General features: G+C 67.0%; 14 protein-coding genes and 1 riboswitch. Of the genes, 3 read left to right on the top strand and 11 right to left on the bottom strand.

Going from position 1 to position 14287, the window contains the following annotated elements:
* Positions 1-82: 82 nt before the first annotated feature.
* From AC6H34_RS15130 to cbiE, 4 genes are all read right to left on the bottom strand, one after another.
* Positions 83-991 carry a DMT family transporter gene (locus tag AC6H34_RS15130; protein WP_497539299.1) on the bottom strand — a complete coding sequence of 303 codons (909 nt, stop codon included), beginning with the start codon at positions 989-991 and terminating at the stop codon, positions 83-85.
* A gap of 191 nt (positions 992-1182) precedes the next feature.
* Positions 1183-1944, bottom strand: a complete 762-nt coding sequence (gene cobM, locus AC6H34_RS15125; RefSeq protein WP_448149173.1) for a precorrin-4 C(11)-methyltransferase — start codon at positions 1942-1944, stop codon at positions 1183-1185.
* Positions 1945-2105: 161 nt separating this feature from the next.
* Positions 2106-2492 (bottom strand): cobalamin biosynthesis protein, encoded by a 387-nt coding sequence (locus AC6H34_RS15120; protein ID WP_497539298.1) that lies wholly within the window; start codon positions 2490-2492, stop codon positions 2106-2108.
* Entirely contained in the window at positions 2489-3712 is a 1224-nt protein-coding gene (cbiE, locus tag AC6H34_RS15115) for a precorrin-6y C5,15-methyltransferase (decarboxylating) subunit CbiE (RefSeq protein ID WP_497539297.1), read from the bottom strand. The genes AC6H34_RS15120 and cbiE overlap by 4 nt, the downstream gene beginning before the upstream one ends.
* A gap of 20 nt (positions 3713-3732) precedes the next feature.
* Between cbiE and AC6H34_RS15110 the strand changes: the two genes are divergently transcribed.
* Positions 3733-4500 carry a cobalt-precorrin-6A reductase gene (locus AC6H34_RS15110; RefSeq protein ID WP_497539296.1) on the top strand — a complete coding sequence of 256 codons (768 nt, stop codon included), beginning with the start codon at positions 3733-3735 and terminating at the stop codon, positions 4498-4500.
* 25 nt (positions 4501-4525) lie between these two features.
* Here AC6H34_RS15110 and cobJ read toward each other — a convergent pair whose 3' ends face one another.
* Genes cobJ through AC6H34_RS15075 form a run of 7 tightly spaced genes read right to left on the bottom strand, consistent with a single transcriptional unit; the run spans position 4526 to position 12839 of the window.
* Positions 4526-5275 (bottom strand): precorrin-3B C(17)-methyltransferase, encoded by a 750-nt coding sequence (gene cobJ / locus AC6H34_RS15105; protein WP_497539295.1) that lies wholly within the window; start codon positions 5273-5275, stop codon positions 4526-4528.
* 49 nt (positions 5276-5324) lie between these two features.
* Complete coding sequence (locus AC6H34_RS15100; protein WP_448149177.1) at positions 5325-6053, bottom strand: precorrin-2 C(20)-methyltransferase; 729 nt, start codon at positions 6051-6053, stop codon at positions 5325-5327.
* Entirely contained in the window at positions 6050-6679 is a 630-nt protein-coding gene (locus AC6H34_RS15095) for a precorrin-8X methylmutase (RefSeq protein WP_448149178.1), read from the bottom strand. Before AC6H34_RS15095 ends, AC6H34_RS15100 begins: the two co-directional genes overlap by 4 nt.
* On the bottom strand, positions 6672-8021 hold the full coding sequence (gene cobG / locus AC6H34_RS15090) for a precorrin-3B synthase (protein ID WP_497539294.1): 1350 nt from the start codon (positions 8019-8021) through the stop codon (positions 6672-6674). Before cobG ends, AC6H34_RS15095 begins: the two co-directional genes overlap by 8 nt.
* Positions 8018-11410 (bottom strand): cobaltochelatase subunit CobN, encoded by a 3393-nt coding sequence (gene cobN, locus AC6H34_RS15085; RefSeq protein WP_497539293.1) that lies wholly within the window; start codon positions 11408-11410, stop codon positions 8018-8020. Before cobN ends, cobG begins: the two co-directional genes overlap by 4 nt.
* Positions 11410-12447 carry a cobalamin biosynthesis protein CobW gene (gene cobW, locus AC6H34_RS15080; RefSeq protein WP_448151345.1) on the bottom strand — a complete coding sequence of 346 codons (1038 nt, stop codon included), beginning with the start codon at positions 12445-12447 and terminating at the stop codon, positions 11410-11412. Before cobW ends, cobN begins: the two co-directional genes overlap by 1 nt.
* A gap of 8 nt (positions 12448-12455) precedes the next feature.
* Positions 12456-12839, bottom strand: a complete 384-nt coding sequence (locus AC6H34_RS15075; protein ID WP_448149181.1) for a DUF1636 family protein — start codon at positions 12837-12839, stop codon at positions 12456-12458.
* A gap of 101 nt (positions 12840-12940) precedes the next feature.
* Positions 12941-13142: riboswitch (cobalamin riboswitch) on the bottom strand.
* Positions 13143-13231: 89 nt separating this feature from the next.
* Between AC6H34_RS15075 and AC6H34_RS15070 the strand changes: the two genes are divergently transcribed.
* Both AC6H34_RS15070 and AC6H34_RS15065 read left to right on the top strand, forming a co-directional pair.
* A complete protein-coding gene (locus AC6H34_RS15070) occupies positions 13232-13609 on the top strand; it encodes a hypothetical protein (protein WP_448149182.1) in 378 nt (125 codons plus the stop codon).
* 218 nt (positions 13610-13827) lie between these two features.
* Positions 13828-14283, top strand: a complete 456-nt coding sequence (locus AC6H34_RS15065; protein ID WP_497539292.1) for a (2Fe-2S)-binding protein — start codon at positions 13828-13830, stop codon at positions 14281-14283.
* The last annotated feature ends 4 nt before the right edge of the window (positions 14284-14287 follow it).

Genomic DNA, 14287 nt, shown 5'->3' with positions numbered 1-14287 from the left:
GGGGCGATCACCGATCGCCCTCTTTTCCTTCCCGACAAAAGGGCTCAACGCTCTGGTTTGGCGCCGATGGGCATCCGAAGGCCTAAACCGAGGCCCGCGCGGCAACCTCGGTCTCTTCCTCCGTTGCGTCGCCGCGGGCGAAGGCCGAGAGCAGCACGCCTGTAAGCAGCACCGCGCCGCCGATGATCGTGGTGAGGCGTGGCACCTCGGCGAAGAACAGGAGCACCCAAACGGGGCCGAGGATCGTCTCGGTCTGTGCGAGCAGCACCAGTCGCCCCGCGCCGACATGGCGGGCGGCGGCGTTGAGCAGATACATGCCGCCGCCGATGAAGGCCGCGCCATGCAGCATGGCAGCCAGGTTTTCCGCCATCGGCGTCGCAAAGCTGGAGCCCGTCGCCAGCATGTAGATGCCGCAGGTGATGATGGTGATCACCGCCCAGCCCATCACGACGCCGGACATATCCCGATCCCGGCCCATGCGCGCGATGATCGAGTAGAGTCCGTAGGCAAAGCCGACGCCGAAAGCGGCGATATTGCCTATGGCGTTGCCGCTGCCGAGTTCACCCCATGTCATGACCAGAAGGCCGGCGATACCGATGACGATGCCGAGCCAGGTGAAGAGGAGGATCCGTTCCTTGAGGATCAGGCGTGCGAGGATCGCACCGATCAGCGGCGCGGCGCTGGAGAAAAGCAGGGCATTGGCGATGGTGGTCGTCTTCATGGCGAAGATGAAGAGATCGGCCATCACCGTCATGCAGACGGCCCCGCCGAGGCCGAGCCAGCCGCCCGACAGCATCTGCCTGAGGGGCGACTTGCCCTGGAGGAGGGCCACGACCATCACCAGTGGCAGCAGGCCGAAACTGCGCCACAACAGATATTGCACGGCATCGAGGCTAGGGGAGATGCGAACTGTCAGGCTGCCGAAGGAGAAGACGGTTCCGGCGGCAAGCGCCAGGAAGGCGCCGAAGAGGGCAGTCTGACGGGGAGTCATGGCGGGACGCAACCAGCAAGGGGTGTTGAGCAGAATGCCCGGATTCAGGACATGAAATAGCCTGAACGCGACATTCCTATCCGAATGCAGTCGCAACTGCTGAATCCGAGTGCAGCGGCATTCTGCCCGTTTCCTCGCCCGGTACACCTGGCGGGCTGCGGAACGGCGGGGGGTGTCCGTGCGCGCGGGATCTACCCCTCGAATCCGCGATAGCGCCGGCGGTAGTCCGGGTCATAGAGAGCACTTTCGCGGAAATCTTCCGCGCCGAGCGAGCGGCCGATCAGGATCAGGGCGGTTCGCTCCATCGGGGCAGCAGAGATCTTGGCCTCGATGTCCCCGAGCGTGCCTGTCACCACGCGTTCATCCGGCCAGCTCGCCCGGAAGACCACCGCGACTGGGCAGTCCGCCCCGTAATGCGGCTCCGTCTCGGCCACCACCCGGCCAAGCGCGTGGATCGAGAGATGCACCGCGAGGGTCGCACCCGTCCCGGCGAACGCTTCCAGCGTCTCACCTTCGGGCATCGCCGACGCACGGCCTGAAGTGCGGGTGAGCACCACGGATTGGGCGACTTCCGGAAGGGTCAGCTCCTTGCCGAGCACCGCTGCGGCCGCTGCGAAGGAAGGCACACCCGGTGTGATCGTGTAGGGAATGCCGAGGGCTCGAAGGCGGCGCGTCTGCTCGCCGAGTGCGCTCCAGATCGACAGGTCCCCCGAATGCAGGCGGGCAATGTCGAGCCCCTTGGCATGGGCGTCCTCGATCTCAGCCATGATGAGATCGAGGGTCAGCGGAGCGGTGTCGACAATGCGTGCATCCGCGGGCGCCAGAGCGATGATCTCCCGCGGCACCAGGGAGCCCGCGTAGAGGCATACGGGGCACCTTGCCACCAGATCCCGGCCACGCACGGTGATGAGGTCGGGCGCCCCCGGCCCGGCGCCTATGAAATGAACGGTCATGAAGGGCTCCCTCTCTGCACCCGTCCCTGGTGAGGGAGGATGGAAACAATGACGATCTCCAGCGCACTTTGACTCTCACGCGAAATCACCACGACACGTAAAATACCTGCAGTTTCTGTATGTTATGCCGCACGAACGTTTCGCCTTGAATCCATTTCGCGCTAGCCCGCGATGGCAATCGCGCAAGTCGCGCGCGCGCTCGCTATGCGCGCGCGCACGAGCCGCGACTGCGCTCCCGCTCCGGCAAGAGCGGCGCATTCCGCCACGCTGCCAAGCCCGGTCAAGGCAACCACGCGTTCAGAGCGCGTCAGCGTCCGCGCTTCCGCATTCTTCATGGCCGTCTCCGGCATGAGCACCAGCGGCACGCCCAGCAGGGCAGCGGCTTCGGCCAGCCCTGCCTCGCCCTGCTTGAAGGCGGGAGCGAACAGGCCGGTGAGATCACCGGCCGTGACGCCGGCCTCACGCAGGGCCAGCCGCACGAGATCGGCGATCTCCACGCCCGGGCAGTCCTTGCGGCAGCCAAGTCCGGCAGCGACGATACGGATCATGGCTTCGTCACGCTCCATTGCGTCACGGGCATGGCCGGACGCCAGCCATGCATGCTGCCGACGGGGGAAAGCCGCTCGACGGAAAGGCGGATCAGGCCTCCGCCATGGCGGGCGAACTGCTGCGCCAGAGCCTGTTCGCTCTCCAGCGTGACGGCATTGGCGACCAGCCGGCCGCCCGGCTTCAATGCCCCCCAAGCGGCTTCGAATACCGCCGCGTCGCCGACACCGCCGCCGATGAATACGGCGTCAGGTGCCTCCAGTCCCTCAAGCGCGGCCGGCGCGACGCCGTGCACGATACGCAGGTTCGGCGTACCGAGGTTGACGGCATTGACCAGTGCCCGCGCACCACGGTCGGCGTTCTCCTCGATGCCGATGGCGCGGTTGGCAGGATGGCGAAGCAGCCATTCGATGGCGACCGAACCGGCTCCGAGGCCGATGTCCCACAAAAGCTGGCCTCTCAGCGGCTGAAGGGCCGACAGCGTGACCGCGCGAATTTCTCGCTTGGTGAGCTGGCCGTCATTTTCGAAGAACTCGTCCGCCAGTCCGGCCGATAGCGGCAGCGGCCGCGCATTGAGCCCGGCAACGACTTCGATCGCCAGCACGTTGAGGGGATCGATATCCCCGAGATCGAAGGCGGCTGCCGTCGCAGAGCGGATGACTTCGCACGCTCCCCCCATGCGCTCCAGCACAGTGAGGCGCGAGGGCCCGAAACCCATGGAGGCGAGGCGCTCCGCAGCCTTGGCCGGCGTGGAACCATCCCAGCTCAATGCCAGAATATGCGCGCTCGGCTGGATATGCGGGACCAGCGTCTCGAACGGCCGGCCATGCAGGGATATCAACGCGCAATCCTGCTGCGCCCAGCCAAGCCGCGCCGCGGCGAGCGCGAAGGAGGACGGCGCGGGATAGCAGGCCATCTCCCCGGGCGGAATCGAACGGGCGAGCGTCACGCCGACACCCCACAGGAAGGGATCGCCAGAGGCGAGCACCACCACATGCCGACCGCGCGCTGCTTCGATCTGCGCGACGGCGCCCGTGAGCAGCGGCGGCCAGGCAAGGCGCCTGGCGGCACTTTCCGGCACCATGGCGAGATGACGGGCACCACCGACGAGCAGTTCGGCCCTCTCCACCACTGCAGCGGCAATCGGCGAGAGGCCGGCGAGACCGTCCTCTCCGATGCCCACGATGGACAGCCAGCGATTGGAATGATTGATAGCGCTCATCGAATCCTCATGAGGCAATCATGATCCTTATCCTCGGCGGCACAACCGAAGCCTCGGCGCTGGCACGCCTGTTGGCCGAACGCCCCGGGTTCGAGGCGATGCTCTCCCTGGCCGGACGGACGCAGCAGCCGGCGCTGCCGCCCCTCCCCCATCGCATCGGCGGCTTCGGCGGCGTGGAGGGGCTGTGCGGCTTCCTTGGAGACAGCCGGGTGACGGCGCTGGTCGACGCCACCCATCCCTTCGCCGAACGGATGTCCGCCAATGCCGCGGCCGCATCGCGCCTGACAGGAGTGCCGCTCCTCGCCCTGCGCCGTCCGGCATGGCGCGCCGGCCCCGGCGACAACTGGACCGAGGTGGCGGGCGCACAGGAGGCGGCGCTGGCGCTCGGCCAGGAGCCGCGCCGCGTGTTCCTCACCACCGGTCGACTGGAACTGCCGGCCTTCCTCGCGACGCCCTGGCACTTCTACCTGGTGCGCTCGGTCGATGCACCGGACGAATTGCCGCCGCAGGCAAGGCTGATCCTGGCCCGCGGCCCCTTCGCGGAGGCGGACGAGCTTGCCCTGATGAGGACGGAGCGCGTGGATGTCGTGGTCACCAAGAATTCCGGCGGCAGCGCGACCTACGGCAAGATCGCTGCAGCAAGACGCCTGGGCCTTCCGGTGATCCTGCTGAAACGGCCCGAGGCTCCAGATGTGGAAACGGTCGCGACGGCCCGCGAAGCCCTGGCGTGGATCGAGAGGACGGTGCCCGAAGCCGGACCGCCCGGACCGACGCAGGCCCTCGCATGAGGGTTGCCATGAGTCTCCAGCCAACTCACGCCTCCCAGCGGCGTGGCGAGTAGATCCAGGGCTCCCTGTCTTCCCGCTCGATCATCCGCGTCTGCGAGGAACCGACCAGAACCAGCGTGCGCATGTCGACATCGCCCGGCTCGACGGCGACCAGGCTGGTGTAGACGATCTCCTCGTCGGGACGCCCGACCGCCTTCGCCAGGACGACGATGCGGTCGCCGGCCATCCGGCGCAGGATTTCGAACGCCTTGCCGATCTGGTCTGGCCGCGCCTTCGAAGCGGGGTTGTAGAAGGCAAGCACGAAATCGCCTTCGACTGCGGCGACGAGGCGCCTTTCGATGATCGACCACGGCTTGAGATTGTCGGAAAGCGAAACGACGCAGAAATCATGTCCGAGCGGGGCACCGATACGGGCCGAAGCGGCCAGGACCGCAGTCACGCCTGGCGCCACCACGATATCGAGGTCGCGCCAGCTGCGCTCACCGGCATCGACCGCCTCGAAGACCGCCGCAGCCATGGCGAAGACACCGGGATCGCCGCCCGAGACGACCGCAACCCGCGCACCGCCCGCCGCCAGTTCGAGCGCGTGACGCGCCCGATCGATCTCGACCCGATTGTCGCTCGCATGGCGCACAGCGCGGCTCGGCGGCACACGGTCCACATAGGGCCCGTAGCCGACAATGTCGGTGGCCTCTTCCAGCAGCGCGCTCGCCTCCGGCGTCACCCATTTGGCAGGCCCAGGCCCAAGGCCGATGATCATCACGCGGCCGGTCATTTAGAACATCCCCTCTCCCCCTGCGGAGGCGGATTTGCAGGCGCTCTCCTCACAGCAGGCGCCCCTGTCCCGGTACCAGCAGCATTGCGAAATAGGGCGCGCCGTCAAAATCGGCAGGCGGCAGCGGCAATATCTTCTCGCCCGCCATCGTGCCGCGCTCGACATAGACTGTGCGGGCGGCAAGGCCGAGTTCCTCCAGCACCTGGCGCACCTTGGCGAAGTGGCGGCCAAGCTTCATGATGACCGCTGCGTCCGCAAGTTCGAGATGGCGCTTCAGCGCCTCGCGTCCGAGCGTAGCCGGCAGCACGGTGAGGATATCGTCGCCATAGGTGATCGGCGTACCGGCCCTCGTCCAGCAGCCCGCCATGCCGGAAACACCGGCGACCACCTCGGTCTCGTAGGACGGGGCAAGGCGGTGGAAGATCGGCATGAAGGAGCCGTAGAAGAAAGGATCCCCTTCCGACACCACCACGACATCGCGCCCGGCGTCGAGATGGGCGGCAAGGCGCGCGGCTGAGCTGTCGTAAAAACCCTTCAATGCAGTATGATAGGCCGGGTCCGAAGCTGCCACCTCGGTCGTCATCGGATAGGCGAGTTGCTCCTCGATCACGCCATCCGCAAGGAAACCTTCCACGATGGTGCGGCCATGGCCCCGATGGCCCTGCTTGCAGAAGTAGGCGACGACCGGGGCAGAACGCAGCAGCCGCGCCGCCTTGAGCGTCATCAGTTCGGGATCGCCAGGGCCCACGCCGACACCGTAGAGACGACCGGCACTCATTCGATTTCGCTCGCCAATGCGTTGATGGCCGCCGCCGTCATGGCGCTGCCTCCCTTACGCCCCTTCACGATGAGCCAAGGCACCCGTCCCCAGGCGCGCAGGTCATCCTTGGATTCGGCCGCACCCACGAAACCGACGGGAACACCGAGGATGGCCGCCGGCCTGGGAGCGCCCTTGTCGATCATGTCCATCAGGTGGTAGAGCGCCGTCGGCGCGTTGCCGATGGCGACCACCGCGCCGCCGAGGCGCTCGCGCCACAGTTCCATGGCCGCCGCCGTCCGCGTATTGCCGATCTGGCGGGCGAGTTCGGGCGTGCGCGGATCGTCCAGCGTGCAGATCACCGCATTGTCGACCGGCAGGCGGGCGCGGGTGACGCCGTTGGCGACCATCTTGGAATCGCACAGGATCGGCGCGCCGGCTCGCAGGGCCGCGCGGGCGCTCGACACCAGGTCAGCCGACATATCGACATCGGCGGCGACCTCCACCATGCCGCAGGCATGGATGATCCTCACGACCACAGGAGCCTGCTCCGCCGTGAAGCGCGAGAGGTCGCTTTCGGACCGGATCATCGCGAAGGATCGGCGGTAGATCTCGGCACCGTCACGGATATAGTCGCGTTCAGACATGGCTCTTGCTCTTGAGGCTCTTCTGTTGCGGGTTCTTGGCCAGGAACGCCGCTATTTCGTCTACTTCCATCGCCGGCCATGGGCTGGCAACCTTGCTATCGGCGTCGAAAGCAAGGGCATAACGGCCTGCTTTCCCCACCAGCATGATCGAAGCCGGGGTCCGACGGGCGCATCCCTTGGCACAGCCCGAAACGTGCACCGAAGCACCGGCCCGGATGAGCGGCGCCAGTGCCGGCGCGAGTCTCGCCGCGTCGACCTGCGCCGACGCCTCGCCGGATAGACAAGAAGGACTGCCCGGGCAAGCAGCGATCGCGAGGCGAGGGTCCATGGGATCGGTGACGAGACCAAGGGAAGCAACATTGTCCCCAAGTTCGGGCAGCGGAACGGCACTGTGCCCCGCCAGCAGGATGACGCGCCAGGGTGTCAGGCGGAGCTGGAGCTCATGGGCCTCGGCAAGGCACGCAAGGCCTTCGAGCTGGGTCGCATCGAGACGGCCGAAGGGAGCGGCAGCGGCAAAGAAGGTATCGTACCTGCCCGCGAGTCTCCCTTCCGGACCTGGAGAGGGAATGGGTCCAGGGATTGAACGTGTGACGTCGGGACCGTGGCCATGCCGATGCGGGAAACGGGCGGTGCCATCCACCGATACGTCCGGGCCCTTGCCCCTGTCCCCTTCAAGAAAAGGCAGAGGATTGCCCTGCGCGTCTCGCTGCAGCCGCTTCAACAGGTCCCGCATGCGGCGTTCGTCGGGTTGACGCAGGCTGAGGAAATGCTCCGCAAGTCCCAGCGCTGCCTCGACGGCCTCGTCCCTCCAAACGGTACCGAGATCGGCAGCGCCAGCCGTCAGCATGAACGCCTGTGCGCTCACTGCCCTCAATCCGACATCAGCCTCCACTCCGTCCAATGAGAGCGCGCCGCGGCCATCCACCAGGAACCCGAACTTGGCCGGCAGCACGTGGAAGCGCTCGTCCCGTGTCAGGCGCGCCTCCAGTTCGCGGACCAGCGGCCCGACATCGATCAGCGCCGTGTCGTCGAGCCCCGCCAGCGGGCCTGCGAGCACGTTGCGCACTTGCTCCGCTGCCGCACTCTCATCCAGCACGCCGAGTTCGGACAAACGGTCCAGCAGCGGCTGCAGGGTCTCGTCCCCCACGCCGCGCAACTGCAGATTGGCGCGTGCGGAAAGGTCGAACAGTCCGTTGCCATAGTCCCGCGCCGCCTGCGCAAGCGCGACCGCCAGTTCAGGAGACAGAAGCCCCCCCGTCAGCCTCACGCGCACGAGCAGCCCGTCGCCGGTCCGCATCGGCTTGAGGGCGCCGGGACACCAGCCTTTCCTGACCCCGCTCATGCCGCATCGTCCAGGAGCCGGCTGGCCGAGTTGCGCCGGGGCTGCCACAGGCCGCGACGGATCGCCTCGGCGAGTCGCGACCGGATCGCCCGCCCGGCGGCAGGATTGCTCCTTTCGAGGAAGGCGCTGACCTCCTCGTCCTCGACATAGGCTTCGTGCATGCGGTCGTAGGCGGCGTTGGAGACGACGCCGGCGGTCGCTGAAAAGGCGAAGAGCGAATCCATGGCATTCGCCATCTCGGCGGCACCGGCATAGCCATGCGCCATCATGCCGTCGATCCAGCGCCGGCTGGCCGCGCGTCCATGCACGAGGCGTCCGACCTCCTCGCCGAGGCTTCGCAGCTTCGGCGCCTGCGGATTGGTCAGGTCGGCGTGATAGAGCGCCGCCTTCGCGCCGAGCGCTTCCAGCGCGGCGGCAAATCCACCCTGATGGGCGGCGAAGGTGACATCGTCCAGAATGTCGATCTCTCGATGGTCCTGGCCGTGAACATGGGCGTCGGCGCTGGCCACGCGTTCGGCGAAATCGGCGGGTGCGGCATCACCATCCAAGCCGGCGCCATAGGCGTGGGCGCTGGCAGCGAGATAGTCGCGGCCGAGATCGGCGCGAGTCTCCCAGGCGCCGCGAGCGATGCGGTCGGTGATGCCGGCTCCATAGGCCGACGGCGCCGCGCCGAAGATGCGCAGCGGCCGCTCGCCACTCGCCCTGGTGGCCTCGGCAAGCGGGTTCCAGCCGGCGCTCTCGTCGAGCGCCGCGACGGCCCGCACCGCCTCGTCGAAAAGCGTGATCTGCTGGGCGAAGACATCGCGGAAAAGGCCGGAAATGCGCAACGTAACGTCGACGCGCGGCCTGCTCAGCCTTGCCTGGGGAAGAACTTCGAAGCCGGAGACACGATTGGAGCCGTTGTCCCATGCCGGCTTGACGCCGAGCAGCGCCAGCGCCTGGGCGAGATCGTCGCCGCCGGTGCGCATCGTAGCCGAGCCCCAAAGGTCGAGCACGATGCGTCGCGGATGCTCGCCATGATCCTGCAGGTAGCGTTGCACCAGCACATCGGCCGCACGCGATCCAATCGCGTAGGCAGCGCGGGTCGGGATCGAGCGCGGATCGAGCGTGGTGAGATTGCGGCCGGTGGGCAGCACGTCGGCGCGGCCGCGTGTCGGAGCCCCGGAGGGTCCCGGACGGACGAAGTGCCCGTCGAGGCCATCGATCAGGCCGGCCATCTCGCCTTCCCCGCAGGTCTCCAGCCGGGCCGCCAGCACGCCACGCTCGGCCTCGCCGCTGGCCGCAGCAAGCACGTCGAGCAGATGCCCCGCCTCCGCCGGCGCCCTCCCGAAGACGTGCAGGCCGTCGCGGATCTGCAGTTCCTTCACGTCGCACAGGAAGGCGTCGAGGCGGGCAAGCGTCTCCTCCTCGCCGAGACCGGGCGCGATGCCGCATTCGGCGATGAGGCCGCTTTCCTGCGCCTTCTCGATGATCTCGCGCCGGAGGTACCCCATCCGGCGGCCATCGAGTCCATCGGCGCTGGCACATTCGTCGATCAGGCGCTCGACCTCGATCGCCGCGCCCGACAGCCCCGCTTCGCGCAAGGGCGGCGTGAGATGACCGATGGTCACGGCTCCCAGCCGGCGCTTGGCCTGCGCCGCTTCGCCGGGATTGTTGACGATGAAGGGATAGAGCACCGGCAGGTGACCCGCCGCGAGTTCGGGAAAACACCTCGCCGAGAGGGCCGCCGCCTTTCCGGGCAACCATTCCAGCGTGCCGTGCGTACCAAGATGGATCATGGCATCGATGCCGAAACTCTCTCGGAGCCAGAGATAGAAGGCGAGATAGGCGTGGCGCGGCGGCAGGTCGGGCGAATGATGATCGCCCTTCCGGTCGAGCGCCGAGCCCCGGTCCGGCTGGATCGCGACGGCGACATGGCCGCAGGCGAGGCACGCGAAGGCGAAGGCCCCGTCATTGCAGAGAGGATCGGCGGCGGGTTCTCCCCAGTGGGCAAGGAGCTTCTCGCGAATGGAGGGCGGCAGGGTTTGGAACCAGGCGGAATAGCGCGCGAGCGGAAGGGACAGTTCCCTCCGGCCGCGGGTCTCCGGCTGGCAATCTCCCGAAAGCCTCCACAGCAGGTCCGCCTCGTCCCTGGGCCGATCCACGACCGCGTAGCCTTCGGCCGCCAGCCGATCGAGGATCGCCAGCGTGGAAGCCGGTGCATCCAGGCCCACGGCATGGGCAATGCGGCCATCCAAGCCCGGATAGTTGGAAAGCACCAGGGCCAACCGGCGCTGGTCCCGCGGCTTGGCTGCAAGCCGGGCCCAGGCCGCCGCCTTGGCGGCGACAGCTTCGACACGCTCGCGATGCGGCTCATGCGCGAGACGCGAGAAGGCGCCATCCTGCCTTTCGGCCTTGAAGGAAATCACGCCGGCGAGCAGGCGGCCGTCGAGCTCGGGCAAGGCGACATGCATGGCGAGATCGCTTGCCGAAAGACCACGGCTGGAGCCTTCCCAGGCTTCCTCGCCGGACGACGACGTGACGACCTGCAGCACCGGACAGCCGGCAGCATCGAGCGGGGAGCTGCCATCGTCGTCGAGGGCGGAAAAGGCGGTGGCATTGAGGACGACGGCGGGCTTCGATGCGAGGAGCTGCTGTCGCATCCAGGCTGCGGTTTCGGCATCCTTGAGGGAACCGACATAGAAAGCGGTGGGTGCCAGGCCCCTGGCGCGAAGCGCTTGCGCGAGGACCGTGATGGGCGCGATGTCGTCGGAGAGAAGGATGGAGCGGTAGAAGACGATGGCGGCTGGGAGCGCGGACCTCATGTCCGCCTCTTCCTTCCCAGCGGGGCCTTCGTTTCCGGGAGCCGCACAGGAGCTTCCCGCTCCCAGCACCCCATACTTCGGCACCGCTACCGGCTCCTCCGGCTCGCCGAAATCCAGCCCGCCCAGCCTTGCCGCATACAGCAGCGACGCCCTCGCATTCGCTGCCCCCCCTTCGCGCCAGTAGCGATCCAGCCGCTCCAGCGCGGCGGCCGGAACGGTCGAGAGCGCCGCGAGCCTGCCATCGGGCCTTGCATCGCCAGGGATGAGGGCGAGCGCGATCCCATGGGTGCGCGCGGCGGATGCCAGTTCCTCGATGCCATAGCGCCAGTAGTCCATTCCGCCGAGCAACCGCACCAGGATCGCCTTCGCATGCCGCGCCGTGTTCTCGACATAGAGATCCACCGACATGGGGTGGCGCAGTTTCTGCAGCGGCGCGAGACGCAATTGATCGAGGCCGGAGGCTGCCGCCAGTGCGAGATCGCTGTCCGTAAGCGAGGCGAACACGATCTCACCGGGCGCCTGGCCCAGATCGATGGCGGCCTCACTGGCGTCGAGCGAGCGCGTATCTGCCGGCAGCAGGTGCATCAGTGCTCCAGGGTCTTGCGGATGGCTGCCTGGTCGATGCCCTTCTCGCCGATGATGACGAGACGGCTGGCGCGGGCCTCGCCAGGTGCCCAGGCACGATCGAAATGCTGGGAGAAGCGCGTGCCGACACCCTGGAGCAGGAGGCGCATCGGCTTGCCCTCGACGGCGACGAAACCCTTGATGCGCAGGATGTCGTGCGTGTCGGCGGCAGCCCTCAGCCTGGTCACCAGCGCATCGGCATCGGCCACCGCGGGCAGATCCAGCACGAAGGTATCGAAATCGTCATGGTCGTGCTCCTCCTCGTGGTCGTGGTGAGAAGGGCGTCCGTCGAGATCGCTCTCCGCAGCAGCACCGAGGCCCAGCAGCACGGCGGCGTCGATCCGCCCCTCGGAGGTGCGCACCACCTTGACGGCGCGCGGCACGGTCTTCTCGATATCCTTCTCGACGCTGTCCGCTTCGCCTGCGGACATCAGGTCGGCCTTGTTCAGCACCACGAGGTCCGCGCACAGAAGCTGGTCCTCATAGACTTCCTCCAGCGGATTGTCGTGATCGAGTGAAGCATCACCCTCGGCCTGACGCTTCAATTCCTCGGGATCGTCCGCAAACCGGCCCGCCGCGACGGCGGCGCCATCCACCACGGCGATCACGCCGTCGACCGTGACGCGGGAGCGGATCGCCGGCCAGTTGAAGGCCTTCACCAGCGGCTTCGGCAGCGCGAGGCCCGAGGTCTCGATCACGATATGCTCAGGTGCGTCGGGACGGGCGAGCAGGGTTTCCAGCGCCGGGACGAAATCATCCGCCACCGTGCAGCAGATGCAGCCATTGGCGAGTTCGACGATGGCGTCCTCCGGACAGCTTTCGATGCCGCAGGACTTGAGGATGTCACCGTCGACGCCGACGTCGCCGAATTCGTTGACGATCAGGGCGAGCCTGCGGCCATTGGCAGTGGCGAGGAGGTTGCGGATCAGCGTCGTCTTGCCGGCTCCGAGGAAGCCTGTGACGATGGTGCAGGGAACTTTGGCAGTTTCTGCCTTCATTTGCGCGGTCATTCGGCGGCTTCCTTGAGAGATGGGATGGGAGGTATGCGCGCGATCATGCTGCGCTTGAAGGGTTCGGGGCGGCCGCGCCAGGGCATCAGGCCGTCCGCCGAGTGGGCGAGGAGCCGGGCACCGGTGACGACATCGATTCCGCTCTCGGCGGTGAGATCGCCGAAGACATAGGTCCAGGTACCCGGCGCCGACAGCGCCACCGTGCAGGAACGCCGGCAGTTGCCGAGACACTCGACGGGCTGGAGTTTCATGCCGTCGGGTAGCAGGCCGGCGAGCGCACCATGCAGCCTCGCTCCCTGGCGCGGCGCCTCGGGGTCGTCACCCTCGCGACGGCAGGTCACGCAGACATGCACAAGGACTGGCAGTGGAGTTTCTTGCATCGGCCCCATTCATGCCGCCGAAACGGCTCTGGGGCGCGGGAAGCGGCAGTGGAGACGCTCCCAAAACGGAAACCGGTGGCCGCGGCGCCCCGCCCGGACCGGTGATCTCGATGCGAACGGCAGGTCTCCTGGCTCGCGGCTCACCGCGCGCTGCCGCCTTCCCGGTCACCCAGTGGCTTCATGGCAGAGCGCTCGCCGCTTACAGTTGCGGGGGCAGCCGCGGCTTTGGAGAAGGATCAAGACCCGCCCCGCACCGCATTCCCTCTTCTCTCTCGACGAGAGACCGTTCGCAGATGACATAAGGGCCGTGTGACGAAGCTTGTCAATGTTCCCGCTTCCAAAACTGCCTCAAAATCCGGCATAAAGCCCCGGCTTGATCCTGCGAGGCTACCATGGCCGACGAGACCCCTTCGCCCCCGCCGACACCCCCGACCCAGCCGGCCCCGAAGATCGATGCGACCTTCCGCAACGGCTCGGTCACGGCCATCGGCGTGGTCCTGGCCTTTTCGCTCGGCTTTCTGAACAACTGGGCTTCTCAGCCCGGCGCATGGATACCCGAGGATCTCCTCGCCGTCCTCCTCATCGCCATCGGCATCTCCTTCCAGATCTGGTCGATGGCCGGAATGCTGTCCGTGTCCTCTCTCGATGAGCCGATCTACCGCCGCATCGTACGCATCTTTCTGGTGGGGCTGACCCTGGTATCCATCGGCGTGCTGGTGGCCATCGCGGGCGATGCGCTAGGCTACAGCAGAATACTCCTCAAGCCGTGATGCCGGCCAGCGGCCCGGGTGCCGATCGCCTCGAATAGTGCTTTTGCACTTGGAATTACGGGTCTCTGCACGCCTGGTCACGATGACTCACGTCTCCGTGACCCTTCATCCGGCCGCCGTGATTGCTGCTAAGCTGGCTTTCTTGCAATCGCCCAACAGTAGGCCGACGCCGATGGGCCTGGCCTTCTGCCGTGCATAAGCCGCTGAAAGGCCTGCCCATGGTTGCCCTTACCGTCAATAATATCCCCCATCAGCTCGATATTGAGCCCGAGACTCCTCTCCTGTGGGTACTGCGCGACGAACTCGGCCTCACCGGCACGAAGTTCGGTTGCGGAATAGCCCAGTGCGGCGCCTGCACGGTGCATGTCGACGGAGCCGCAATCCGTTCCTGCCAGACGCAGGTCCGCGATGTCGAAGGATCGAAGATCACCACGATCGAAGGCCTGTCACCCGATGGCGGACATCCCGTTCAGCAAGCCTGGCTGGCCGAGGACGTGCCGCAATGCGGATATTGCCAGTCCGGGCAGATCATGGCCACTGTGGCCTTCCTGCAGGATATGCCCCACCCCAGCGACGACGACATCGACAACGGCATCACCAATATCTGCCGCTGCGGCACCTATCCCCGCATCCGCGCCGCCATCCATCGCGCCGCCGCCATGACGAAGGGATGAGATC

This window comes from Labrys sp. ALF-8, assembly GCF_059699065.1.
The sequence above is the reverse complement of the archived record's forward strand: the minus strand, read 5'-3'. Positions and strand labels throughout refer to the sequence as shown.

Excerpts from the sequence above, each read along its gene's own strand:
- AC6H34_RS15130 (WP_497539299.1), bottom strand. The coding sequence starts at position 991 with ATGACTCCCCGTCAGACTGCCCTCTTCGGCGCCTTCCTGGCGCTTGCC.
- cobM (WP_448149173.1), bottom strand. The coding sequence starts at position 1,944 with ATGACCGTTCATTTCATAGGCGCCGGGCCGGGGGCGCCCGACCTCATC.
- AC6H34_RS15120 (WP_497539298.1), bottom strand. The coding sequence starts at position 2,492 with ATGATCCGTATCGTCGCTGCCGGACTTGGCTGCCGCAAGGACTGCCCG.
- cbiE (WP_497539297.1), bottom strand. The coding sequence starts at position 3,712 with ATGAGCGCTATCAATCATTCCAATCGCTGGCTGTCCATCGTGGGCATC.
- AC6H34_RS15110 (WP_497539296.1), top strand. The coding sequence starts at position 3,733 with ATGATCCTTATCCTCGGCGGCACAACCGAAGCCTCGGCGCTGGCACGC.
- cobJ (WP_497539295.1), bottom strand. The coding sequence starts at position 5,275 with ATGACCGGCCGCGTGATGATCATCGGCCTTGGGCCTGGGCCTGCCAAA.
- AC6H34_RS15100 (WP_448149177.1), bottom strand. The coding sequence starts at position 6,053 with ATGAGTGCCGGTCGTCTCTACGGTGTCGGCGTGGGCCCTGGCGATCCC.
- AC6H34_RS15095 (WP_448149178.1), bottom strand. The coding sequence starts at position 6,679 with ATGTCTGAACGCGACTATATCCGTGACGGTGCCGAGATCTACCGCCGA.
- cobG (WP_497539294.1), bottom strand. The coding sequence starts at position 8,021 with ATGAGCGGGGTCAGGAAAGGCTGGTGTCCCGGCGCCCTCAAGCCGATG.
- cobN (WP_497539293.1), bottom strand. The coding sequence starts at position 11,410 with ATGCACCTGCTGCCGGCAGATACGCGCTCGCTCGACGCCAGTGAGGCC.
- cobW (WP_448151345.1), bottom strand. The coding sequence starts at position 12,447 with ATGAAGGCAGAAACTGCCAAAGTTCCCTGCACCATCGTCACAGGCTTC.
- AC6H34_RS15075 (WP_448149181.1), bottom strand. The coding sequence starts at position 12,839 with ATGCAAGAAACTCCACTGCCAGTCCTTGTGCATGTCTGCGTGACCTGC.
- AC6H34_RS15070 (WP_448149182.1), top strand. The coding sequence starts at position 13,232 with ATGGCCGACGAGACCCCTTCGCCCCCGCCGACACCCCCGACCCAGCCG.
- AC6H34_RS15065 (WP_497539292.1), top strand. The coding sequence starts at position 13,828 with ATGGTTGCCCTTACCGTCAATAATATCCCCCATCAGCTCGATATTGAG.